Raw genomic sequence first — 21824 nt, 5'->3', positions numbered from 1 at the left:
TACGTAGCGCCGATGGGAGAAAATCATGATCGAAGGCCATTGCCATTGCAGGGCGGTCCGCGTCGCGGTCCCCGTCCGCCCCGAAACGCTCGGCGATTGCAACTGCTCGCTCTGCAGCAGGCTCGGAACGCTTTGGGGCTATTATCCTTCCAGCGAGGTCAGCATCACCGATCCTGAGAAAAAGCTCGTCGGATATGTCCAAGGCGACAGGACCCTGACCATGCATCACTGCGGCGTTTGCGGCTGCATAACCCACTGGTCGCCGGTCGGCCGCAGCTCACCGCGCATGGGGGTCAACATGCGCGTCTTCGAGCGTTCGGTCTGGGAAGATATCCCGCACCGCCTCATCGACGGCGCGAGTTGGTGAAATCGGCTCTGTTTGTCTCGGGCCTTCAGATTCTGCCCATCAAGAGCAAGATCAACAGGACCACGACCAGAACGCCGAGAATTCCCGAAGGGCCGTAACCCCAGCCGGACGAGTAGGGCCAGGCCGGAAAGGCGCCGATCAAAAGCAAGATCAGAATAATGAGGAGGACGGTGCCAAGCATATTGCGGTTCTCCCTTGCACAATCGAAATTTCCGCGAACGAAATCACGCGCCAAACCGAGTTTCTGCAGCGACTTTTGCGCGCCTCCAAAGTCGTGGGTGCGCTACAAAGCACATCGTTCATTCTACCGAATGCGAAAAGGCAGAATATGTTCCACGCCCCTCGCGACCCATATATGGGCAACACTCAATCAGAAGGCGCAGTTTCCTTCGAAGCCCGGTCTTCATTTTCCGAGTTGTCACATCCGGAACAGCGAGGCCGCGTGAAAGGCGCTTTTATCTAGATGTTCTCATATGGGTGAGATCATGCTAATTTTCTCGTTTCTCGGAGGGGAAACCGATGCCACGTATTGCAAATCTTTATTTCAGAACGGCGATTGTTTTTTTGATCCTCGGCATTTCGATCGGCCTGCACATGTCGATCACAGGCAACCATGCCGCAACGGGGGCCCATGCCCACGCTAATCTGCTCGGTTGGGTAACCATGGCGATTTTCGGCGGCTATCACGCGCTCAATCCTCAAAAGGCGGCAAGACGGCTGGCCATGATCCAGTACGCCGTCTACACCTTCGGCGTGACAATGCTTATCCCATCGCTTTACCTGCTGCTCTCCGGAAACACCGCCGTGGAGCCGATCGTCGCCATATCGTCGCTCATCGCCTTCGCCGGCGTTCTGCTCTTTGCCGTCATCATCTTCTCGAGCAGCGAAGCGTCTGTCTCGGCAAGAGTGGCGCCGACTCACTAAACTAAGGCCTGTTGAGATTCATAGGTGAAGGTCAAGCCGCTTGTCGTCTCCCCCCTTGTGGGGGAGAATATATGCGGCGGCCCTCGCCTCCGCTTCTGCGTTCGTCCGCGGCATCGTTTTGGGCATGCGAAGGTCAAACCGTCTATCGCGTGCCTCAAGGCAATGGTCCCGCGAGAGGATCAGATGTGTATATGCCCTATAAAGTTACCTTTTCGCAGGCGGCACGCGCTTTCGCAGGCCGCCTGCCCTCTTCCTTAGTGAAAGCAACGGCCGAATCGCAGCGTCCAGCGCGCGGATCCGGTCGATGATCTGTTCGTCCGACAAATCGTCAACCCCGCCGGTTGCGGCACTCAGGTCCTTCGGCAGAACCGATGCGACGAGCTTCAGATAGGCTTCCGGCTTCTCCTCGCGAATACGAGCGATTACGTTGACACCATGCCGGGCGAAGTCCGCCTGCACGGCTCCCAGAAAGCTGCCTCCCAACGGACTGCCCTCACCTCTCGCAGCCGGCGTTCCCGCCGCGTCGTCCGGCGCTTCCGCTCCCGGCGTGGCGCTTTGATCATTCATTAAGAACTTCTCCGCTCGTCGTTATCCCGGAGCCGGCAACATACGCCCGCAACTTCTGCAAATTATTTCCATCGTATACAATCCGTAATTGCGCCAGAATCGCGGATCAGATGAGGTGCAACGGGACTGCACCACCGCGATTATCGAAAAGTTAACCGCCACACCGGGAGGGAACATGCGCCGAAACTTTGCCACCGCCTTTATCATTGCCGCCTCGACGGTCTCCGCCTTTGCGGGGGAGCCGCGCGAACCGCGCTACTTCGTGAAAGCCTGGCTTCAAATGGCCAACAGGAGCTTCGAGCACACGACCGGCTGGTGCGGTGGAGAAGATGATTGTTTCGTGCCGATCGGTGAGCACGTGATCCGGTTGCGGGAGATGACGGCCTCCTCGTATTCGCTCAGCTTTTGGACCGACCCCTCGCAGCAGGATGCCTGCTGTGTGACCCGCACCGGTTTTCCCGCGCTGCGCCTCTGGAGCGGGCGTCCCCGCGTCGTTCCTCTTTACTACACCCCGAGAATATCGGGCGATCCCGGGCGAACACCCTTCGGCAAACTCGTCATAGCCGTCGAGTATCTCGGCAAGCCCAACTCGGCGCCCGAGCCTCCGCGACTGTAAGCGTCTCCGCGAGGAAAACATGCTGCGTGCACTCGTCTTCATGCTTTTCGCCACCGCTGCAGTCTCCGCGTCTGCGGCCGGGCGAACCGGCGACTCCCGCTTTCTCGTCAAGGCCTGGGTCCAGAAGTTCGACAACAGCTTCGAACATGTGACAGGCTGGTGCGACGGCAATGATCTCTGCACCCTGGAACTCGCCAGTCACGAGCTGCGGCTGAACTTTTCCTTACCGGAAACAGCTATCGCCTCCGCGTCCACACCGATCCTGACGCTCCCGCCCCCTGTTGCGTCTTCGCCGACGGAACGGAAGAAGCATTCATCGGAGACGGAACGCCGCATGCCGAGATTCTCTACTACAGGCTCCCGGCGCAGCTGGCCGACAAAGGCCCCGTCGAATTCGGAACGCTCTACATCGCACTCGAAGATCTGCGCTGATGCGTTCTTGTTCCGGCCGGCGATGCCGCCACTCGCTCAGTGCCGATTGCGGCGTCTGGATCATGCGAGTTTGGGATCGACGCGTCGTCACGCCGAATCCGCCTCGCGGATTCGGGAGACGCGGAAGGCGCATCGCCGGCCGTACACGGCGCCGCGGCGTTTGGAACGCGCAGCATCGCCGTGAACCATGAATCGGAAGTGAGGGAGCACGCCGCGCCGGGGGGAGCGCCGGACGCTTCGAGATCGCCTCTGGAGGATCAGAGCAGGACTGCAATCCCTCATCTCTGTGCTTGTCACAGAGATCCAGCAGCGCCGCGTCTGCGGCGCGGGAAGAGTTCTTCCAGCCCAAGGACTTGGTCTCGCTGGATCCTATGACGAGCACAGTGATGAGGAGATCAAACAAGCCGCGGCGGGTACTCCGAAATCTCACAAGTCACGCTGCTGAAGCCGGAAGAGGATAAAATTCCTATCCTTGATTTATGGAATAGCGCAACTGCCCCTCGGTGCGCAAGCCTTCGTCACGTGAACCGCGGTCGTTTTTCGAATTACCCACGGGAAATCATTTCTATGTCCTACAGCGGACCGCAGAAGGTGAGTTCGTCTGCTGCGGCCGCGCAGCCCGAAAGAGGCTGCTCAAATTTTGTTGTACAAATGTATATTATAATTTCCTTGCATAAGACATTGGCCTCTGCTTCAATCCAACCAGGCTGATGCTCAAGGGCTAGGGTATATACTCCGATACTAATAATGCCTCGCAGGAAAGGCAGCAACAAATTCGCCATCGGTGCTCGATGTCGGGTGGCGCTGCGTGCCGAGGCGAGAACACATTGCTTTGAACGCTTATTTTTAAAGACTGAATTTTAGTCCCGCATTCCGGTCGTTCCGGGGAACCACAGCTGCCCGCGATGCATTTTGCCTTCCCGAGAGAAGGAGCTTTGTCCATGCGCAATCATTGGATCTATGTCGCCATCGGCTTTATCGTCGGTGCAGGCCTATTTGTCACAACCGCCTGGCAGCGCACACCTGAATCGTCCAACCAGTTCGCCACCGTAAAACTCGAGAAGACCGACCGCCTCCAGGGCGGCATCCAGACTTCGTTCGTCATGGAGCGTTTCGGCCCTGCGCAAGCGGTTGAATGACAGTCGTCAAAACAGGGCGTTCACCAGCACTGGCCTGGGCTAGCTGCCGGGTCGACGTGAGCCCTTGCCTTTCGCCGCCGGATGCGCAAGTTACTCGCGCCGGCGGTTTCCGGCACGGCACGACGATCGAGGAAGCCTGCGTTGAACTCAGATAACAAACCTGACGGCGAAATTAAGGTCGAGAAGCGGACGAACGGGCGCTGGGCCTTCGTGCTCAGCTATCGCGGCGTCACTTATCCGGCGGAGGGTCAGTTCAGTACCCAGCTTCTGGCACAGTCCGCGGCTTACGTCGCCATGAAGCTTCTGCGGAACACACGCTGAGGCATTCCCAGCACGGCAATTGTCCAGCACGTCAATTGTAAGGTGAGTTGCACCGCCGGCGTGCGCCATCAAAGGGCTGAAACGTATCGTCCGACAAGCGATACGAGGCGTAGCGCTCCTGGCACCAGCGAAGATGCGCATTGGCGTCGAACTGCACCCTTTGCCTCTGGCGCAGGCGCGATCTGTCCACCGCTCCGGGCGAAGGGCCACCTACCGTCGCACCGGGGCCTATGCCGATATCAGGAGCCCTGCCGCGATAGCGGGAGCCGTAGTTCGGATATCGCTGTTGCAGGAAGTCGCGGTATTCCCTCTCGATGAAGAGATTGTGGTTGCTGCTGCCCGCGGGACGACCGGCGCAAATTCCCGTGCTGCACGTCTGGGCTTGTACCGGTATCATACCTATCGCTGCGGCAATCACCGCTAAGGCGAGCGTTGCTGAAGCTTTCACGGACCTCACCTTCTTTCTGCTCGGAGAAAACGATCCGCCTCGACATGCTCGTTCGAGGCGGATCCATTGAAAGCATTTAACCTCAATCGCCCAAAAGTGCAGCGGTTTTGGGACAACGGCATGCCCGGCATTCTTGCGCGGCGCATGATAAGGATAATATTCCTATAATGGAGTAAACGAATTATCCTTCTTCCCATATTGACGCAAGCCCTTTTCAAAGAGCAGGACATTCAGGCCCCGCTTCAGCCAATCCAATTGGGCTTCCGGCATCATTCTTAACCCTTCGTAATCCATCACGCAGACATTGAAGACGGTGGTTTTCACCTGCCGCCCCTCCTCGCATCCGAGCAACAGGCCTTCAAGCCGCATCATCCTCTCCGCCGCGTTCTTCGCTTTCAACGCGCGAGCCTCGCTTGGCTCGCCCGAGTGCCCTCTTACGTGATCGATCTGCTGGGCCCTGACGCTCGGAAAGGGAATGCCCGTCAAATGATAATAGCGCACCATCGTCGCCGCGTAGTCGTCGCCCGCCTCCCGCTGCTGCTCGGTGATCCGACCATCGAGAAACAACCGGCCGAGCGTGTAGCCGGCAAGGGCGCCTCTGGCCTCGAGGCCATGCATGCGCTTGCGCGCTGCAAGCGCCACCGCCATCGCTTCCTTTTCGCTTTCCTGTTTGGACCACTCCGGCTTTATCTTGCCGCAGGCAAAGCGCTCGGCATTGGCCTTCCGCGGCCGTCCGAGTTGTGCCTTGCGCTTTGCACGCAATTTCTGGGCCTTGGTCAACATGGGAATCCTTTCGAGCGTGGTGATTGAGACATCCGTCGCGGACGACCAGCCGTGAAGCAGCGGGACGGGACGGTATCCGAGGTGAACTGAGGGTGGATATGGAACGCGAGCCCGCCACCAGGCCCGGCTGAAGGTGTCATCTCAGGAAGCTGTTCCGCTTCCGGCACCGCCATCGTTCACGACCGCAAGCACGGTCGTGTGGTCTCGATGGAAGATGCGGCCGATCCCCGCCAGCGAGAGATCCCGGCGGCGCTCATAGACCGCGCGCATGCAGGCATGCCTCGGCTTCACCAGCCGGCGCTCCCGGCGCACGCTGATGATGTCGTCCCAGCTCACACCGGGAAAATCCTCGAGCACGGCGGCAACGATCTCCTCGATCGGCGCTCTGTCGCCGCCGTCCTCGTTCGACGCACCGGTATCGCGGCCGCCAAGCAGGATTCGGGCCTGCGCGAGCAGCCGGGCTCCCGCATCGGCAAGATCGGCTTCCAGTCTCGCGATCCGCCGCCCTTTCGCTTCATTGTCAGAAGCAAGGTCGGCCAACTGCCCTTCGAGTTCTTTGATGCGAGCAGATCGGCCCGCCGCGTCGCCCGGGCGGGCCAACCGCTCCCGCACGGCCAGATAGTGCCGCGTCTGCCTTGCCAGTTCAGAATTCTCCACCATCGCTTCTCCTACTCCCTTTCCGGCGCTCCCAGCAGTCACGGAGCAAGCGCAGCCGCGACTTGACTTTATCCATGACATCTATAATGTCGTGTTGTCAACATGATTTGTGTTCTCAACATTGCTATGTCCGTGTCATGAGCGAAAGAGCTGAAAGATTGCGCGAGGCGCGCGTCAAAGCGGGCTATCGGTTCGCCTCCGACGCGGCGAATGCCTTGGGCATCGTCGCCTCGACCTATCGCGCCCACGAGAATGGGCAGAATGAGTTCGAACTCAGCGAAGCCGAAGTTTACGGACGCAAGTTCAACGTCGACCCGCTTTGGCTGCTGACCGGCACCGACCGCCGAATCCCTACAGGCTCGGCGCTTGGCTCGACAATGACCGAAATCGACGTACCGAACGCCCGGATCGGCGCCAAGGTCATCGGCCAGGGGGAAAAGATCCCGGTCTTCGGTCAGGCAGTCGGCGGGGTTGATGGTGAATTCATAATGAACGGCAATGTGTTGTACGAAGTCATGGCGCCGCCGATACTCTCGGATATCTCGGGCGCCTATGCGGTCTCGGTCTCAGGCGATTCGATGTATCCGCGCTACGAAGACGGCGAGGTCTGCTTCGTCGATCCGAGCCGGCGCGTCCGGAAGGGAGACTATGTGATCGCCCAGATTCGGCTGGAGGAAGGCGGCGCCCTGCTGGCCTATGTCAAGAAATTCGTGCGCCACAACAGCTCCGAACTGGTTCTCGAGCAGTTCAACCCTCACAAGGAGCTGCGCTTCGAAGCCAATACCGTTCACTCGGTCCATTATATCGCGCTCGCCGGCAACGCCTGAGCGATACGAACTCCGTTACGATCTCCTTTCGTTTGGACGGCACCTCGACGACATCCTCGATGCGGCGGTCAGCTCAACACAAAACGTGTTGACATGTATCGTGTCAGGTGCAATGTTGAGTGAACACAGGGAAAAATTGCGCGGCGGAGAAACGCCGGCAGTCAATCGAGGAGAATAAGACCCACATGTCCCTCCCCCGAATCAGATCCGATCTTCATGGCCAGGTCGACGAACTCTTCGCCGCCGATTTCCTCCGTTCAAGCGACGCGCAGAACCAGATGGCGCTCAAGTGCTTTCTCTCCTCCGCCTATTCCAGCCTGGCTTCGCTCGCCTGGCACCTTGGTGCAGATGGACATGTTTTCCAGCGTGAAGCTCAGCCCGCGACGGACCTCGTCGACGATGCCTTCTTCGCACTCAATCGCGAGCGCGAGTTCGGCAGCGGCGCCGATGCGAACCAGGTGCAGCGGCAGCTCGGTACGTACAATTCCCGCCAGCAGTTCGGAGGCGCCCTGTGATCCGCGCCGAGACATACGCCGTCGTCAATCTCGCGGCCCTCAATCTCATCGAGGCGGTCAGTGCCGCCTACTACGTCACCGAGAGCCAGGCCATCACCCGTCACGAGTTTCGCGCCCGCGAAATGCTGAAGAAAATTGCCTTGGCTCTCGGCTATGAGCTGGCCGAAGCGGCGGCGCACGACAGTCGGCAGGAACGGAGATCCGGCGCGGAGTCGTCACCGGCCGCCCTACCCGGTCTCAGGCTTGTATCCGCCGGGCTTGCAGCACCGAACGCTGACCGTTGAACCGCCCTGGACCATTCAATCGTCGTCGGGAGGGCACGGCCATTTGCCGGGCGCGGCCAGACCCGATGGCAGTTTGGTCGCGCCGTCACCGCAGGTGAGATCGACCTGCTCCTGTGTGAGCCCGGACGCGCTGGAAAGGTCGACGCCCTCTATCCTGGTCAGAAAGAGAAAGGCCCGATCCAGATCGATCGGCCCTTCGAGCACCGCACCGCTCAGCTTGGCGCGCGAAAGATTGGCCATGGAAAAACGCGTGCCGGTCAGCACAGCCTTGTCGAAATTGGCGCGCCCGAGTTCCGCCTTCTCGAAGTCGGCGCCTGTTAGACGCGCTCCGGTAAAATCGGTGCGCTGCAGTTCCGCACTCGCAAAGGAGGCGTTTTCCGCAGAAATCGCTGAAAAATTGCCCCGATAGGCCTCGACCCTGCTGAAATTCGCCTTGTCCGCCCTCGCCCCGGCAAGCGAAGCGCGAACGAGCGTCGCCTTTTCGAGATTTGCGGAAGTGAGATTGGCCCCGCGCAAGTCGGTCATCGTGAAGTCGGTGTTGAACAGATTGCTCCCCGGAAGGTCGCTGCCGCCAAGCATGATCTGCTTTTTGTTGCAGTCTTGCCAGTCGATCCCGGCTCTGGCTGAGCTCTTGCAATCCGCCGCCACGGCAGCGCTGGAGGCCAAAGCCGACACCGTGATTGCCACGGCGAAGAACGCTGCCCCGCCCGAGCTGTTCGTTGTCATGCCAAGCTTCTTCATATCGCTGCTCCTGGACCGGGCTGCAGTCAAAAAAACAGCCACTGCACCGAACCGCCGCAACGAAGCCCTGGAATCAATAGGTTACGGCGAGCTCGCATGTCAGAAAAGAGCGGCAAAGAGCGGCGCCGTCAATAGCCGATCTTCGCCCTTCCCCGTCGAGGGTCGCAACGCCTGTATGACCAAGAGCCTCCCCCCGACGGAACCGGGCCGCCATGGCCTCGAGGTCAAGCCTCGACGCCCTGGATGGCGGATACCTGCCAGTCGGCGCCGGGCTTGCGCTGAAACGTCCATATTTCGACCGCTTCGGTCGGCCGACCCGCATCGCCGCTGACGACGCGGCCGGTGGCTCGGTCGCGCACCACGTCGACGCTCTCGTAGCGCATGGCAACGGTCGCGTAATCGCTACCGTTTTCCTTCCATGCCTCGGCGAGGTCGCCCTGGACGAGGTGGACGTCACGGACCTCGTTCTTCAGGCCCTTCGTTGCGTTGTCGCTGAGCTCTTCCGCGAGGTAGGACATGGCTTCCGGCGTCGTCAGCCGGCGCAATGCCGCATAATCTTCCGCTCCGTAGGCAGCCTGCACATCTCTGAGCATCGCCTCGAAGCGATCGAGATCCTCCTGGCCGACTGTGATTTCATCGCCATTTCCGGAAGCCGGTGCGGCAGCGGACGATCGCGTCGCGAGCGACGCCGCGCCGGCACCGCCCGTACCTTCACCGATTCGAGGAATGCGGAAGGATGGCGAGCCCGCAGTCGCCGCCGAAGAGCGGCCGGATGCCGAGGGCGCCGAATAGGCAGGACGCTGATTGCGGCCGAAGAAACGCATCGCAAGGGAGATCAGCAGAACGCCGAGGCCGACCTGCAGCAGCAGTCCGAGGAAGCCGATGCCGCCGCCGATACCGTGGCCGAGCAGCATGCCGATCAAGCCGCCCATCATCAGACCGCCGATCATCGATCCGCCGAAACCACTGAAGAAGCCCGGGCGCGCATTGGTCGTGCGATTCTGCGCAGCGGGGTTGGTGGAGGTCGAAGGCTGCGCGTTCTGACGCGGCGTCATCGTCCGGTCGATCGGCGCGGCCGGCGCGGGCGCCGTCCGGGTTACAGGCGGGGTGGAAAAGGTCCGGCTGCCGCGTGAGCCGAAGCCACCCCCCGCCCGCCTTGCATCGGCGACATCGGCTAGTGTCAGTACAGATGCCAAACCAATCGCCGCAATGGCCATAACTCGTCCGAAACGCTGCATTTCCATCCTTCCCTATTTCGTGACCGCAAAGAGGTCATAGAACGCCATATAGAGCCGGAAGTGCCGGAATTTAAGTCTGCCGCTGCGTCTTTCGCAGAATTCGGAGCAGTTTGAGGATCCTCGCTTTTAAAGTTCGCTTTGGAGGGGCGTTTCCACGAAAAACAGCCTTTAAACATGATTATCTCAATCAACTTTGTTGCGGCATTCTGGGCGACAGAATAAGCATAGCCGCTCGTTTAGCGCGTTCGTCCGGTGTCCTTTCCAGAATGGCCGACGGCCAGCGCGGCGATCTCGGAATATCTGGCTGGACAATGACTATCGAAAAAAAGGGCGACCGCTTTCACATGTACCTGCGGCACCGCAGGTCCCTGATCGACTATGCCGCGCCGCTGCTGGGATCGAAGGACGATGCCGAGGATATCGTGCAGGATGCCTATCTTCGCTTCGTGCGGGAAACGGCAGACGAGCACATGCCGCCGAAGACCTACCTGTTTCGCATCGTGCGCAACCTTTCGTTCAACAAGCGGTCGCGGCGAAAGCTTGAGAACAACGTCGTCGAGTCCGCGGATATACCGTGGTGGGCGCTGCCACAGGCCGTCGAGACGCCGGAAGCCCAATTCCTGATGTCCGAGGCCGCAGACCGGGTCGCCCAGGCGCTCGGAGCTCTTCCGGATCGCATGAGACGGGCATTCGAACTGTACCGCTTCGAGGGGTCGACTTTGAAGGACATCGCCGAAGAACTGAGTATCTCGATACCGACGGCCCATCGCCTCGTCAGGGACGCCATGGAGCACTTGAAGGCAGGCCTCGACCATGACGAATGAACGTTCGGTACATCTGAAAAAAGCCGATCTCTCGCCTGTCTATCTTCAAAGTGAGCGAGACGCGGACTACGCGCAGCTGGATGATGGAACCATGACGCCTGACGATAATGCAGCGGAACTCTCGAAAGAGGCGACGGACTGGCTCATTCGCATTCGCGAAGCGCCCGATGATCCCGAAATGCGTTTGCACTTCGAACGATGGGTCACCACTTCCCGAGACCACAGGCGGGAATGGGAGAAGACCTGTCGGCTCTGGTTGTCCGTCGGAGCGTTGCCAGCCGCTCGGGACAAGCCCTCGGCGCACAACTTCAAGCCCGGCCGGCGCGGCGGCCGAGCTTCCTTGGCGATCGCAGCTTGTGCGATGGCCATCTGTCTTCTCGTAGCGTGGGTTCCCGGCTTGCTGATCGTCCTGCAATCGGATTACCACACTGGGACCGCGGAGACCCGCTCCCTCGAGCTCGAGGACGGCAGCACCGTGACTTTGGCGCCCGGGAGCGCGATCGCCATGGACTTCGGTCAGAGCCGACGCAGCCTCAGGCTGCTCCAGGGCGAAGCGTACTTCGATGTGGCGCACGATCCCGCGCGCCCATTCGTCGTCGATGCCGGCGGTCTCGAAATCGAAGTTCTCGGCACGGCATTCGACGTCATGGTCGATAGTGAAAGCACCCGGGTAAGTCTTGAACGGGGACTGGTCACGGCCTCTCCGTCCGGGAAGGAGGCATCTGCTGAGCGGCGTCTCACGCCCGGGAAAGCGCTCGTCTTCGACCGCGATGCGCAGGATATGACGACCTCCGACATCGACGCGGCGTCTATCGGCGCCTGGCGACAGGGACGCCTTCACGTCGTTAATGCCACCATCTCCTCCGTCGTGGAACGGATTCAACGTTACCATCCAGCCTGGATATCCCTGCCGGATCCCGTGCTCGGCAGCCAGCGGGTAACGGGCATCTACGACCTCACGGCGCCGGACGAAGCGCTCGGCGCTCTGGTCGACCCTTATGGAGGCAAGGTGAGGAGAATCTCGAGCTTCGCCCGCGTCATCTCTCGCTTCTAAAATATGACATCCGTTTTCAAGTTTTTTCCATGACCCCGTGAAAAAACCGATCTGCCGCTTTGTCTATTTGGTCGACGGCACCGGGGGCGGTGCCTGTGACAAGCAGAAGAGTGGGCATTTCATGGCATACGGGGCAGCGTCAAAGCGCGACACACAATTCACCACAAGGTACCTTCGCGGTTTCCTTCTATCTACCTCGGCAGCAATCGCCGTGGTCTGCACTGCGCCGCAACTGGCGGCCCAGGAAATCGCGGCCACACCGCAGCAGTCGCAGGCGGTCCGCAACTTCGATATCCCGTCGCAGCCGCTGGCCTCGGCCCTCGCCCTGTTCAACCGCCAGTCAGGCATCCAGATCAGCCAGGCTGCAGCGGGCAGGACCTCGAACGTCACCACCCGTGCGGTGCGCGGAAGGATGACGCCGGAGCAGGCGCTGGCGCAACTGCTGGACGGCACCGGTGTGCACTATCAGTTCACGGCCAATCGCGCTGCGGTCATCGGCCCCGCAGGAGACGCTGGCGCGCCTGGCTCGGAGGAAGGCGCGACCGTTCTGAAGCGGATTGTCGTGACCGGCAAAACCGGGCGAAATGCCAATTCGGGCGCCGGCTTTCAGGGGACACCCGACTGGGTCTACGAGGAACCGGCTTCCGTCAGCGTCGTCTCGCGTGACGCTGTGCAGAGCCGGGCGGCGCGCAACGCCAACGACGTGCTCGACTCGGTTGCCGGCGTCACCAGTAACCGCTCGGAAGCGCAGAACCCCGGCATCGCAATCAATGTGCGCGGCCTCCAGGATCAGAACCGGGTCACCACCATGATCGACGGCGCGCGGCAGGATTTCCAGCGGGCCGGCCACGGCGCCAGCCAGCGGGTTTATGTGGACACGGCATTCCTTCGATCGGTGGAGGTCGAGAAAGGCGCAGTCGCCGGCGTCGGCGGTGCAGGCTCGCTGGGCGGCGCGGTGAATTTCCGCACGGTGACGGCCGACGACATCATAAAGCCGGACCGGGATCGGGGCGTCGAACTCAATGCCGAGACCGGCACCAATGCCTACTACTTCAACGGCTCGCTGATCGGAGCTGCCAGATTCTCGGAGGACTTCTCGGTTCTCGGCGGCATCAGCCGCAAGCGGGTCGGCGACTACGACTTCGGCCAGAACGGCAAGTCCCCGCTGCTCGATCTTGCGGTCACGACCGCAGTCGACGATTCTTTCCTGTTCTCGCGTCTCGAAACCTTCGGCACGCTTCTGAAAGTCGAGGGCTCGCCGTCGGACGATTTCACCTTCGACCTCAGCTGGCTTCGCAACGACTCGGAGGCGATACAGGGCGGACTCGTCTTCGGCGACCTGCGCGACGACCCGCAGAACTACCTCAACAACACCGTCAGCTCATCCTTCGAATGGGATCCCGACAGCGAACTGATCGATCTCAAGGGGCGCCTCTGGTACAACCGCGTGGTCAATGACGAACTGCGCGATTATACCCCGAGGCTTCCGATCACCTATGCGATGACGAGCTTCGGCGGCAGCCTCGACAATACGAGCCGTTTCGAAACGGCGCTGGGCGACCTCTCGCTGAATTACGGCGGCGAGGCCTATTCCGACAACGGCAAGACGACCACGCCGCCTCTCGTCGACGACCAAGGCTTCGACGAGGCCTACGGCTACAAGGGATTGAACCCGGTCGGCCGCCGGTCGATGACGAGCGCGTTCCTCAACGCCACCCTGGAGCATGACGATTGGCTGGAGGTCGGTGCCGGCCTTCGCTACGACCGCTACCGCCTGAAGGGGTTCACGGAAGTCGGAGGGAGGAAGCCGCGCTACATCGTGGTCCCTGGAGTGTGCGGCTATTTTTATGACGACGGCGAGTGCGCCTATTACGACGAGGACCCCGTTTACGGCGGCGGTGAGGCGGTCTTGGAACGGGTCGATATCGACAAGTCCGGAGGCGCGCTTCTTCCGTCGGCGCGGATCGCCGTCATGCCCTTCGAAGGAATTCAACCCTTCGTTACCTATGCGCATACCTACCGGCCGCCATCCGTGATGGAAGCGCTGACGTCGGGCGGACATCCCGGTGATGCCATCGCCACCTATATCCCCAACCCGTACCTCAAGCCGGAACGGGGCCGGACATGGGAGCTCGGGATCAACATCGCACGGGACGGGCTGTTCACGGCCGGCGACAGCCTGCGCCTCAAGACGGTCTACTTCGACAGGACCATTCAGGACTATATCACGCTTGGAAATGGTTACTTCGCCACCTTCGACAAAAACCTCTTCCAGCATGTCAATCTCGACGGCGATACCACGATGAACGGGGTCGAGATCGAGGCGAGCTACGACATGGGATCAGCCTATGTCGGCGCCTCCTATACCTACCTGAAAACCGATTACGCCGACACCTACAGTTACTCCGGGCCGACCGCGTCCGGGACCCCGCTTGCAGCAAGTGGCAACACGCCGGTGCCATCGGTTCTGTTCGTCCCGCCGGAAAACAAGTTCACGCTCGATGCCGGCATCCGCCTGTTCGAGCGGAAGCTGGTTCTCGGCGGACGCGCGACCTATGTCAGCGATTCAAAGCCCACGGTGGGCCAGCTGGCGGGCCTGTTCAACACCGCCGGCTACAAGGTATTCGATATCTACGGCTCCTACAGCTTCTCGGACAGCGCCAAGCTGCGGCTCGCCATCAACAACGTTACCGACGAGCAATATGCGCCGGCATTGGGTGCCTTTTACTATCCCGCTCCGGGGCGGACCGCGACGGTATCGCTGAACTTCAAGTTCTAGAGTGGTTCGAGTGAAGCGGCCGCGCCCGATTGTCGGTTCTTCGAGCGAAGCGGATGCCCCTCATCCCGCTGCCGCGACCTTCTCCCCTTTTCTGACGGGGAGAAGGGACAAGCCTCGGCCTCACCGCTCGCTCTTGAGGGGCTGAGGGTAGAGCGGCGCCGCGAGTCCCCTTCGCCCCGCTCGCGGGGAGAAGGTGCCGGCAGGCGGATGAGGGGCGAAGTTCCGTTCGACATGCGTAACGTGGGGCGCATCTATCGCTCCCGTTCAATCGAAACGAAAAGCCACTTCGGGAGACAAGACATGGAACAATTGCTCACAGCACACTGTCGCAGGATCAACCTGCGGCCATCGTTCAGAACCAAGGAAAACTCACCATGGTTGCAACCATCAATCTGACAGCAGCAAGCGCCAACCTTCTCAACTATCTTAAGGGCTGGGCCACCAATCTGAATTACGAGGGCAACGGCCAGTTCGACTCGACGCTTCCACCCTACGATGAATGGGCGGGTGGCCAAGTTGATATCGCCGGGAGCCGCGGCGTCATTCTCGAAGGCAATTTCTCTTATATCATCCCTGCCGGCTTTACGGGAACGGTCGACAGCCTCGAATTCGGCAGGGGCCTCACCAGCTCGTCCTCATCGGGCTTCGATCTGGCGAACACCGACCTGAGCATCGATCTCGGCGGCGTGAGCCCGTCCAAAACCTTTACCGGCGCTATCTATTCGCTGACCCACAACAGCAACGTCGACTCGGACCCGCTGGCGAACTTCACCGGGGTTACCTCGAAAAGCGGAAAGCAACAGGACGGCCTTTTCGACTATCTGGGAGAGGTCGGCACCGTCCAGAACGGTACCTCCGGCAATGATTGGCTCTACAGCTTCGACGGCAACGACACGCTGAACGGCGGCGCAGGCCGCGACCGGTTCGTCTTCGACCGGGACATCGACGGTGCGCTGTCGTCGACGATCGGCAACGACGCGGTCAACGGCTTTACCGCCGGTGCCAAGGGCGACATCGTGCGCCTCGCGCTGCAGAGCACGGCCTTCGACAGCTTCGCCGAGGTCTATGCCGCCTCATCCCAGGCCGGCGCCAACACGGTCATCAACCTCGGCGCGCTCGGCGACATCACCTTGAACGGTGTGACCAAGACTGCCCTGGTCGCCGGCAATTTCGAATTCGTCGCTTGATCCCGCGGACTCGAAATCAGCATGTTTGGAAACTCCAAACGGACGCCGCCGCAGCTTAAGGCTGCGGCGGTGATTCCGGCAGCCAGGACAGCCTTTACCGGGCTAGCAATCATCAGCGGCATTGTAAATCTGCTGGCGCTGACGTCTCCCTTGTTCATGCTGCAGGTCTACGATCGGGTCCTGGCAAGCCGCAGCCTTCCGACCCTTGTCGGGCTCGCCGTCCTGGCCACGCTCATGTACGGTTTCCAGGCGATGCTGGAGATCGTGCGCTCGCGCGCTCTGCTCCGGATCGGAGAAAGCTTCGACCATCGGCTTTCGGGGCGCGTGCATGCGGCGATCGTCCGTCTGCCGCTCGAAACGCGCATGCCCGGCGACGGGCTGCAGCCGCTTCGCGACCTGGACAATGTCAGGGGCTTCCTCGCCGGTGCCGGGCCGACAGCCCTGTTCGACCTGCCCTGGATGCCGCTTTACCTTGCAATATGCTTCCTCTTCCATTTCTGGATCGGGATGACGGCGCTCGTCGGGGCACTCGTTCTCGTGGCAATGACCTTGCTGACCGATCGTTTGTCAGTGCAGCCGACCAGAGACGCGACGCGATACGGCACCGACCGCAACGCCTTGATGGAAGCCGCCCGCCGCAATGCGGAAACCGTGAGGGCGCTTGGCCTTGAGAGGCACCTGCAGCAACGCTGGCTCTCCGCAAATCATCTGTACCTCGAGGCGAACCGCCGTGCGGCCGACGTAGCCGGTGCCTTCGGTTCGGTGTCGAGGATGCTGCGGATGATCCTGCAATCGGCAATCCTCGGCGTCGGCGCATGGCTCGTCATCGAACAGCAGGTATCCGCAGGCGTCATGGTGGCAAGCTCGATCATGATGGGAAGAGCCCTTGCTCCCGTCGATCTCGCTATCGGCTCCTGGAAGCCTTTCCTGATGGCACGGCAGAGCTGGGACCGGCTCCGGAACCTGTTGCAACTTATCCCGCCCGCACATCCGCCAATGCCCCTTCCCGCCCCCAAATCGATACTGGCCGTCGAGGGCCTCACCGTCATTCCGCCCGGCTCCGGCGGGAAGCCTACAGTGGCCGGCGTAAGCTTTTCCGTCCCGGCCGGCGGGGCCATCGGGATCATCGGGCCAAGCGGCTCCGGAAAATCGACGATCACCCGCGCGCTGGTCGGCGCCTGGACCCCTGCCAGCGGCAAGGTGCGTCTTGACGGCGCCAGCTACGAGCAATGGGACCGTGAGGAACTCGGCCGGCACATCGGCTATCTTCCGCAAGGAGTCGAGCTCTTCGACGGGACCATCGCCGAGAACATATCGCGTTTCGAAAACAGTCCCGACCCGACGGCCATCGTCAAGGCGGCGCAGGCCGCGGGAGTTCACGATCTCATCGTGAGGTTCGAACAGGGGTATGAGACGCGCATCGGCGAGGCCGGCTCCGCTTTGTCCGCCGGACAGCGCCAGCGTATCGGTCTTGCCCGGGCGCTCTATAATGATCCCTTCCTCGTCGTTCTGGACGAACCCAACGCCAATCTCGATGCGGACGGTGAGAAAGCGGTGATCGACGCAATTCTGTCGGTGAGGAACCGGGAAGGCATCGCGGTCGTGGTGGCCCATCGGCGGAGCGCCATCGGGGCGGCAGACCTCGTCCTTGTCGTCGACAGCGGCCAGGTCAAGGCATTCGGCCCAAGGGACGAGGTCCTCTCCCAGGTTCTGAAGCTGCCGCCTCGCCAGAACGGCGACGCAACCCCTGCGGCAGCCCGTTCCTTTTCCGTTTCCGGGCGGACTCTTGCGCCACTCAAGGTGGTTGCGAACACCGGCACCGAACCAACGATAGCCGAAGCGGGCGATACGGAGAACGCCGATGTCAAGCACTGAAGCTGAGGCCGTTACCCGGTCCATCCGCCGGCACCTCGCGATCGGCATGGCCGTCGGCCTGGCACTAATAGGAGCTGCCGGCGCCTGGGCAACGACCACGCAATTGGCCGGGGCCGTGGTTGCGTCGGGAAATTTCGTCGTCGACTCCCATGTCAAGAAGGTCCAGCACCCGACCGGCGGCGTCATCGGTGAGATCCTGGTGGAGGAAGGCGACTGGGTAAAAGCGGGCCAGGTGCTGATGCGTCTCGATCCGACACAGACCAAGGCGAATCTCCGCATCGTGACGAAGCGCCTGGATGAACTCATGGCACGCCTCGCGCGTCTGGAGGCGGAAAGGGACGACCGCGGCGAGCTGGAATTTCCCACGGAACTCAAAGTCCGCGCGAAGGAAAGGGCCGTCGCCTCCGCCATCAATGGTGAGAGCAAGCTCTTCGAATACCGCAGACGGTCGCGGGAGGGGCGCAGATCGCAGCTGCTCGAACGTATCGTCCAGCTCCAGCATGAAATCGCCGGCCTCGATGCCCAGCAGCAGGCTTACGACCGGGGCCTTTCGATACTCGATGCCGAAATCGCGTCTCTTCGGAGCCTGCATGAGAGAGGTATCGTGTCGGTGCAGCGATTGAACGAACTGGAAACGAGGGCGGCAACCTTTGAGGGCCTTCGAGGCGAAAAAATCGCTCAACAGGCCCAGGCGGCTGGCAGGATTGCCGAGACAAGATTGCAGATCCTTCAGATCGACGAGGATCTCAAGACAGAGGTCGGCCGCGAGCTGCGGGAGGTGCAGGCGCAGCTCGGCGAATTCACCGAACGCAAGATCGCCGCCGAGGATCAGCTGAGACGCATCGATATGCTCGCCCCGCAGGGCGGCATTGTGCATCAGCTCAACGTCCATACTGTTGGAGGCGTGATATCGCCGGCCGACGTCGTCATGTCCATCGTCCCCGACAGCGACAGGCTGGCGATCGAAGCCCGCATACGGCCACAGGACATCGACCAGATCCAGCTCGGCCAGGACGTGGTGCTGCGGCTATCGGCTTTCAATCAGCGAACCACGCCCGAGCTCGGCGGCTCCGTATCCCGGATCGCCGCCGATCTTACGGAAGATCCCCGAAGCGGCCTCTCCTATTACGTCGTGCGCGTTGCCGTACCCGGAGCGGAATTGGCCCGGTTGGGCTCCCTTGAGCCGCTCCCGGGCATGCCGGCTGAAGCCTTCATACAAACGGGCCAAAGAACGGCGCTTTCCTATCTGATCAAGCCCCTGTCGGACCAGATCAGCCGCGCATTTCGGGAAGAATAGAAGCCGGAAAGAACGCAGCCGCTTTTAGGGATAGCGGATGGGCGCGATAAAGCCGAGTTCGAGCAGCTGCCTGGAACCCGAGAATCGCGTCGAGCATGCATCGGAAAAGTCGAATTCACCCGTCTCCTGAAGACCCTCCAGCATCTTGCGGTAGACGGCCGCAGCGTCGAAGTACTGCCCGTCGGCGACTGCCTGCTCGATCTTCTCTTTGTAGTCGGAGAAGAACTTGAAATGCAGCAGCACGCCGGAGACGGCGGGGAAATTCCTTTCGCAGGGCAAGGGCTGGTGAATGCTGACGCCCAGGCTGCATTCCTTGTCCCAGAAGATGACAGGATATTTGATGAGTTCGAGCAGATGGGCGAATTTGCGCTTGCGCGGGCCGCCCGTGATGCTGATCGCCCGCTTCGTATAGCTGATCTCGTATCCGGAGCCGTCGAAATGATCGGCGATTTCCCACGGCATGCGGCCGTCGTCGCTGTCGAGCGTGGCAGCCCCGAGCCGTCCGGTCGGATACATGTCGAGCATGGGGGCTGCGAGGCGCTTTTCCCCTCTGCTCTCCAATGCCTGCAGAAGCGCACCGAGCGGCCGGTTCTCGCAGTCCTCGTAAATCAGGAACTCGTCGGAATCGACATTGAGATACCACCGGTCCCAGCCATAGCGCTCGAAGAGAGCCTCGCGCCATTCACGCCCCCTGCGGGCATCGCGATACCGCACCGGCGAACTCCAAAGGTCCACATCGGCCTGCGCAAGCAGATAGTCCCGCGTCCCGTCCGACGATACGTCGTCGACGCAGATGAAGCGGGTAACGCCGAGCCCTCTGTAGTGCGCCAGAAACGACGGCATCAACTTGCGATCGTTATGCGTATTGAACACGACGGGAATGTCGCCTTTGCCGAGAGGCCTCTGGCCGCCCTCGGTCAGGCATGACATTTCGATCGGTCGCCTCCGCTTGCGAACACGCGCCGTGAGCTTGTAGGTCTCGTACCGGGTAAGCACGCGATCGAATATCCCTCTCCGATCCCGCTCATTCTCAGCTTGGCGAGAAGGATAGTGAAGATCTTTCAAGGTTCGCTCCGATCGGCCGCTGCAGGAGGATGCGTTTATCGGCATCGCCACGGGAATTCAACTCCGCCGCAACTCGAGGCGCTTGCCGCCGCAAGACTTCGGGCCAATGCGCTAGAACGCAAACGGATACCGCGGTCGCAGGCTCCGGGTCCCCAACTTGACGAAGTTCTTGAGTTTTCCCGGAATATGTTCGCGCCGGTCATAGGCCTCCAGGAGGTTCGCAGATCTGCGATCCTCGTGGAAGCGGGCGATCCACTCTTCCGTCAGATCGTCGCGCTGGACTGCCATTGATGTCTGCAGCTGCGCCGGTAGCGGCACCTGCAAGTGCTCCGCCAAGTGGCTGACGAATGGAATCGGATCGGCGGCGAGCTCCTCGTAGACGAATTCGGCAAATTCAACGCCGGTGAGTTCCAGATAGCTTTGCCAAAAGGCATAGCTGTCGCGAATGTAGAAAAAGCATCGGGCGATCTGCTCGAAGTCGTATTGGGGATTGGCCCTTCCCTCGACGTGAGCGGCAAAACTACGTGTTTGCCTCGCCCGCGCATAGGATATCGCCTGCCTCAGCGTATCCCTGCGCCGCAGGAATACGAGCGCAACGTCATGCATGGCGAGGCAATGCTGAATGAAATCCCTTCCATAGACCTCATGCGTCACGAAAAGCTGGTTCGGGAATATCTTCGAGCCGAAGACGCCGTTCGGCGTAGAGCACTTCCTGAGGAGTTCCTGAAAGAATGCGTCCCATGACAAGGCGCCGGTATCCAGCCGATGGATCTTGGGCGAGAGCCACTCGCTCGAGCGCCCCATATTACCGGCGCCATTGACGAGCGAACCCAGCCAGTTCGACCCGCTTCTCGCCTCCGTCAGGAGCAGATAACCTCGCATGAACTCTCCGTCCGAACTCGCTTCGAAGTCCCAGCCAGGCGGTCGTTAGAGATGAATATTGGCTTTTTTAGCACAAGCTGATGATCCGACGGTTCGAGACCATCCGAGAAAGCCGCCTTAGATTGGCTTGACAAATTCATTGGACGAATACACATGCGTGTGTATTGTCGTATCAGATGAAGAGCGGCGACATTATTGCAGCATTGCAGAAGGACGGATGGTACGAGGTTGCGACCAAGGGCAGCCACGTTCAATTCAAACATCCGAAAAAGCACGGCCGGGTTACCGTTCCTCACCCGAAGAGGGATCTACCAATCGGTACCCTCAGGAGCATTGAAAAGCAGTCCGGTTTGAAATTGAGGTAAGGCCATGCGCAACTATATCGGATTGATCCACAAGGACGCCGAGAGCGATTACGGCGTTTCCTTTCCTGATTTTTCCGGCGTCGTGACCGCCGGTGCCGACCTCGACGACGCGCGCGCTATGGCAGAGGAAGCCTTGGCCTTGCATATTGAAGGGCTGGTAGAGGACGGCGAGGCCATCCCGGAGCCCTCCTCCCTTGAGGTTGTCATGTCCGACGCCGAGAACAGGGATTGCGTCGCTATTCTCGTCGCGGTGAAAACCGAGGCAAAAAGAGCCATTCGAGTGAACGTTACGCTTCCCGAAGGTGTCCTGAAGCAGATAGATGCCTTCGCCGAAGCCCACGGCCTTACGCGGTCTGGATTTCTTGCTCGTGCTGCAACGCACGAGATCGAACGGGCAAATGACGGCCACGACGCCTATGCGGAATCCCGCTTGTCGGCTTTGGGCACTTCCAGCAAAAATGTGTAACGCTTTTCCATGCGGAAGCGCGTACTTTCAAAAGCTTGGAACGAGTGTCCATGCCTTAAGCAAGGCATTGGTATCCGGCAAGCAATGAACGGATCTTTGAGAAGAAGAGAAGAATGGTGGGTGATCACGGGCTCGAACCGTGGACCCGCTGATTAAGAGTAATCTATTTTT

The 21824-nt window shown here is 60.7% G+C and carries 25 protein-coding genes; 16 read left to right on the top strand and 9 right to left on the bottom strand.

The genetic code is table 11. From position 1 onward, the window contains the following. Positions 1 to 25 precede the first annotated feature (25 nt). Positions 26 to 367, top strand: a complete 342-nt coding sequence (locus tag JOH52_RS14320) for a GFA family protein (RefSeq protein WP_003530046.1) — start codon at positions 26 to 28, stop codon at positions 365 to 367. Between the two features lie 25 nt (positions 368 to 392). On the opposite strand, the gene JOH52_RS14315 is transcribed toward JOH52_RS14320, so the two are convergent. Next, positions 393 to 548, bottom strand: coding sequence for a DUF3309 family protein (locus tag JOH52_RS14315; protein ID WP_010969642.1), 156 nt, complete (start codon positions 546 to 548; stop codon positions 393 to 395). A gap of 338 nt (positions 549 to 886) precedes the next feature. Here JOH52_RS14315 and JOH52_RS14310 point away from each other — a divergent pair, with 338 nt between their 5' ends. Further along, entirely contained in the window at positions 887 to 1291 is a 405-nt protein-coding gene (locus tag JOH52_RS14310) for a hypothetical protein (protein ID WP_010969643.1), read from the top strand. A 204-nt stretch (positions 1292 to 1495) separates the two neighbouring features. On the opposite strand, the gene JOH52_RS14305 is transcribed toward JOH52_RS14310, so the two are convergent. Then, complete coding sequence (locus tag JOH52_RS14305) at positions 1496 to 1858, bottom strand: hypothetical protein (protein WP_003530040.1); 363 nt, start codon at positions 1856 to 1858, stop codon at positions 1496 to 1498. Positions 1859 to 2033: 175 nt separating this feature from the next. Here JOH52_RS14305 and JOH52_RS14300 point away from each other — a divergent pair, with 175 nt between their 5' ends. The 3 genes from JOH52_RS14300 (at position 2034) to JOH52_RS14290 (ending at position 4366) form a co-directional block, all read left to right on the top strand. Then, the gene (locus JOH52_RS14300) at positions 2034 to 2474 is read left to right on the top strand and encodes a hypothetical protein (protein ID WP_003530039.1); all 441 of its coding nucleotides are present in this window, start codon (positions 2034 to 2036) and stop codon (positions 2472 to 2474) included. A 1373-nt stretch (positions 2475 to 3847) separates the two neighbouring features. After that, positions 3848 to 4045 (top strand): membrane protein, encoded by a 198-nt coding sequence (locus JOH52_RS14295; RefSeq protein WP_010969644.1) that lies wholly within the window; start codon positions 3848 to 3850, stop codon positions 4043 to 4045. Positions 4046 to 4186: 141 nt separating this feature from the next. Then, complete coding sequence (locus JOH52_RS14290; protein WP_003530036.1) at positions 4187 to 4366, top strand: hypothetical protein; 180 nt, start codon at positions 4187 to 4189, stop codon at positions 4364 to 4366. A gap of 31 nt (positions 4367 to 4397) precedes the next feature. On the opposite strand, the gene JOH52_RS14285 is transcribed toward JOH52_RS14290, so the two are convergent. The 3 genes from JOH52_RS14285 to JOH52_RS14275 form a co-directional block, all read right to left on the bottom strand. Next, positions 4398 to 4763, bottom strand: coding sequence for a BA14K family protein (locus JOH52_RS14285; RefSeq protein WP_010969645.1), 366 nt, complete (start codon positions 4761 to 4763; stop codon positions 4398 to 4400). Positions 4764 to 4976: 213 nt separating this feature from the next. Continuing rightward, positions 4977 to 5597, bottom strand: coding sequence for a hypothetical protein (locus JOH52_RS14280; protein WP_010969646.1), 621 nt, complete (start codon positions 5595 to 5597; stop codon positions 4977 to 4979). 141 nt (positions 5598 to 5738) lie between these two features. Then, positions 5739 to 6257 (bottom strand): helix-turn-helix domain-containing protein, encoded by a 519-nt coding sequence (locus JOH52_RS14275; RefSeq protein ID WP_003530032.1) that lies wholly within the window; start codon positions 6255 to 6257, stop codon positions 5739 to 5741. 134 nt (positions 6258 to 6391) lie between these two features. Here JOH52_RS14275 and JOH52_RS14270 point away from each other — a divergent pair, with 134 nt between their 5' ends. From JOH52_RS14270 to JOH52_RS14260, 3 genes are all read left to right on the top strand, one after another. Further along, complete coding sequence (locus JOH52_RS14270) at positions 6392 to 7081, top strand: S24 family peptidase (protein WP_010969647.1); 690 nt, start codon at positions 6392 to 6394, stop codon at positions 7079 to 7081. Positions 7082 to 7266: 185 nt separating this feature from the next. Continuing rightward, positions 7267 to 7596 carry a hypothetical protein gene (locus JOH52_RS14265; protein ID WP_013844613.1) on the top strand — a complete coding sequence of 110 codons (330 nt, stop codon included), beginning with the start codon at positions 7267 to 7269 and terminating at the stop codon, positions 7594 to 7596. After that, on the top strand, positions 7593 to 7880 hold the full coding sequence (locus JOH52_RS14260; protein ID WP_010969649.1) for a hypothetical protein: 288 nt from the start codon (positions 7593 to 7595) through the stop codon (positions 7878 to 7880). The genes JOH52_RS14265 and JOH52_RS14260 overlap by 4 nt, the downstream gene beginning before the upstream one ends. A gap of 15 nt (positions 7881 to 7895) precedes the next feature. Here the strand turns inward: JOH52_RS14260 and JOH52_RS14255 are convergent, their stop codons facing one another. Both JOH52_RS14255 and JOH52_RS14250 read right to left on the bottom strand, forming a co-directional pair. Beyond that, entirely contained in the window at positions 7896 to 8621 is a 726-nt protein-coding gene (locus JOH52_RS14255; protein WP_003530025.1) for a pentapeptide repeat-containing protein, read from the bottom strand. Between the two features lie 224 nt (positions 8622 to 8845). Next, on the bottom strand, positions 8846 to 9859 hold the full coding sequence (locus JOH52_RS14250) for a Tim44 domain-containing protein (RefSeq protein WP_107010508.1): 1014 nt from the start codon (positions 9857 to 9859) through the stop codon (positions 8846 to 8848). 311 nt (positions 9860 to 10170) lie between these two features. On the opposite strand from JOH52_RS14250, the gene JOH52_RS14245 reads away from it, so the two are divergent. The 6 genes from JOH52_RS14245 (at position 10171) to JOH52_RS14220 (ending at position 18875) form a co-directional block, all read left to right on the top strand. Continuing rightward, positions 10171 to 10683, top strand: coding sequence for an RNA polymerase sigma factor (locus JOH52_RS14245; RefSeq protein ID WP_013844615.1), 513 nt, complete (start codon positions 10171 to 10173; stop codon positions 10681 to 10683). Continuing rightward, entirely contained in the window at positions 10673 to 11737 is a 1065-nt protein-coding gene (locus JOH52_RS14240) for a FecR family protein (RefSeq protein WP_010969652.1), read from the top strand. The genes JOH52_RS14245 and JOH52_RS14240 overlap by 11 nt, the downstream gene beginning before the upstream one ends. Before the next feature lie 121 nt (positions 11738 to 11858). Next, on the top strand, positions 11859 to 14516 hold the full coding sequence (locus tag JOH52_RS14235; protein WP_014529349.1) for a TonB-dependent receptor: 2658 nt from the start codon (positions 11859 to 11861) through the stop codon (positions 14514 to 14516). Positions 14517 to 14890: 374 nt separating this feature from the next. Next, positions 14891 to 15703 carry a calcium-binding protein gene (locus JOH52_RS14230; protein WP_014529348.1) on the top strand — a complete coding sequence of 271 codons (813 nt, stop codon included), beginning with the start codon at positions 14891 to 14893 and terminating at the stop codon, positions 15701 to 15703. 21 nt (positions 15704 to 15724) lie between these two features. Then, positions 15725 to 17578 carry a type I secretion system permease/ATPase gene (locus JOH52_RS14225; protein ID WP_014529347.1) on the top strand — a complete coding sequence of 618 codons (1854 nt, stop codon included), beginning with the start codon at positions 15725 to 15727 and terminating at the stop codon, positions 17576 to 17578. Next, positions 17565 to 18875, top strand: coding sequence for an HlyD family type I secretion periplasmic adaptor subunit (locus JOH52_RS14220; protein WP_010969656.1), 1311 nt, complete (start codon positions 17565 to 17567; stop codon positions 18873 to 18875). Before JOH52_RS14225 ends, JOH52_RS14220 begins: the two co-directional genes overlap by 14 nt. A 24-nt stretch (positions 18876 to 18899) precedes the next feature. On the opposite strand, the gene JOH52_RS14215 is transcribed toward JOH52_RS14220, so the two are convergent. Beyond that, complete coding sequence (locus JOH52_RS14215; RefSeq protein ID WP_017265202.1) at positions 18900 to 19871, bottom strand: glycosyltransferase family 2 protein; 972 nt, start codon at positions 19869 to 19871, stop codon at positions 18900 to 18902. Positions 19872 to 20051: 180 nt separating this feature from the next. Further along, positions 20052 to 20822 carry a Stf0 family sulfotransferase gene (locus JOH52_RS14210; protein WP_010969658.1) on the bottom strand — a complete coding sequence of 257 codons (771 nt, stop codon included), beginning with the start codon at positions 20820 to 20822 and terminating at the stop codon, positions 20052 to 20054. A gap of 176 nt (positions 20823 to 20998) precedes the next feature. On the opposite strand from JOH52_RS14210, the gene JOH52_RS14205 reads away from it, so the two are divergent. Next, the gene (locus JOH52_RS14205; RefSeq protein WP_003530010.1) at positions 20999 to 21187 is read left to right on the top strand and encodes a type II toxin-antitoxin system HicA family toxin; all 189 of its coding nucleotides are present in this window, start codon (positions 20999 to 21001) and stop codon (positions 21185 to 21187) included. Between the two features lie 4 nt (positions 21188 to 21191). Further along, a complete protein-coding gene (locus JOH52_RS14200) occupies positions 21192 to 21653 on the top strand; it encodes a type II toxin-antitoxin system HicB family antitoxin (protein WP_010969659.1) in 462 nt (153 codons plus the stop codon). Positions 21654 to 21824: the final 171 nt, after the last annotated feature.

Origin of the sequence: Sinorhizobium meliloti (assembly GCF_017876815.1) — a bacterium.
GTDB lineage: Bacteria > Pseudomonadota > Alphaproteobacteria > Rhizobiales > Rhizobiaceae > Sinorhizobium > Sinorhizobium meliloti.
The sequence above is the reverse complement of the archived record's forward strand: the minus strand, read 5'-3'. Positions and strand labels throughout refer to the sequence as shown.

Bases quoted from the DNA above. Each gene is read 5' to 3' on its own strand.
- JOH52_RS14305 (WP_003530040.1), bottom strand. From the start codon at position 1,858: ATGAATGATCAAAGCGCCACGCCGGGAGCGGAAGCGCCGGACGACGCG.
- JOH52_RS14315 (WP_010969642.1), bottom strand. From the start codon at position 548: ATGCTTGGCACCGTCCTCCTCATTATTCTGATCTTGCTTTTGATCGGC.
- JOH52_RS14210 (WP_010969658.1), bottom strand. From the start codon at position 20,822: ATGCGAGGTTATCTGCTCCTGACGGAGGCGAGAAGCGGGTCGAACTGG.
- JOH52_RS14205 (WP_003530010.1), top strand. From the start codon at position 20,999: ATGAAGAGCGGCGACATTATTGCAGCATTGCAGAAGGACGGATGGTAC.
- JOH52_RS14285 (WP_010969645.1), bottom strand. From the start codon at position 4,763: ATGATACCGGTACAAGCCCAGACGTGCAGCACGGGAATTTGCGCCGGT.
- JOH52_RS14300 (WP_003530039.1), top strand. From the start codon at position 2,034: ATGCGCCGAAACTTTGCCACCGCCTTTATCATTGCCGCCTCGACGGTC.
- JOH52_RS14275 (WP_003530032.1), bottom strand. From the start codon at position 6,257: ATGGTGGAGAATTCTGAACTGGCAAGGCAGACGCGGCACTATCTGGCC.
- JOH52_RS14230 (WP_014529348.1), top strand. From the start codon at position 14,891: ATGGTTGCAACCATCAATCTGACAGCAGCAAGCGCCAACCTTCTCAAC.
- JOH52_RS14225 (WP_014529347.1), top strand. From the start codon at position 15,725: ATGTTTGGAAACTCCAAACGGACGCCGCCGCAGCTTAAGGCTGCGGCG.
- JOH52_RS14280 (WP_010969646.1), bottom strand. From the start codon at position 5,597: ATGTTGACCAAGGCCCAGAAATTGCGTGCAAAGCGCAAGGCACAACTC.
- JOH52_RS14200 (WP_010969659.1), top strand. From the start codon at position 21,192: ATGCGCAACTATATCGGATTGATCCACAAGGACGCCGAGAGCGATTAC.
- JOH52_RS14235 (WP_014529349.1), top strand. From the start codon at position 11,859: ATGGCATACGGGGCAGCGTCAAAGCGCGACACACAATTCACCACAAGG.
- JOH52_RS14310 (WP_010969643.1), top strand. From the start codon at position 887: ATGCCACGTATTGCAAATCTTTATTTCAGAACGGCGATTGTTTTTTTG.
- JOH52_RS14255 (WP_003530025.1), bottom strand. From the start codon at position 8,621: ATGAAGAAGCTTGGCATGACAACGAACAGCTCGGGCGGGGCAGCGTTC.
- JOH52_RS14240 (WP_010969652.1), top strand. From the start codon at position 10,673: ATGACGAATGAACGTTCGGTACATCTGAAAAAAGCCGATCTCTCGCCT.
- JOH52_RS14295 (WP_010969644.1), top strand. From the start codon at position 3,848: ATGCGCAATCATTGGATCTATGTCGCCATCGGCTTTATCGTCGGTGCA.
- JOH52_RS14265 (WP_013844613.1), top strand. From the start codon at position 7,267: ATGTCCCTCCCCCGAATCAGATCCGATCTTCATGGCCAGGTCGACGAA.
- JOH52_RS14250 (WP_107010508.1), bottom strand. From the start codon at position 9,859: ATGCAGCGTTTCGGACGAGTTATGGCCATTGCGGCGATTGGTTTGGCA.
- JOH52_RS14320 (WP_003530046.1), top strand. From the start codon at position 26: ATGATCGAAGGCCATTGCCATTGCAGGGCGGTCCGCGTCGCGGTCCCC.
- JOH52_RS14245 (WP_013844615.1), top strand. From the start codon at position 10,171: ATGACTATCGAAAAAAAGGGCGACCGCTTTCACATGTACCTGCGGCAC.
- JOH52_RS14220 (WP_010969656.1), top strand. From the start codon at position 17,565: ATGTCAAGCACTGAAGCTGAGGCCGTTACCCGGTCCATCCGCCGGCAC.
- JOH52_RS14270 (WP_010969647.1), top strand. From the start codon at position 6,392: ATGAGCGAAAGAGCTGAAAGATTGCGCGAGGCGCGCGTCAAAGCGGGC.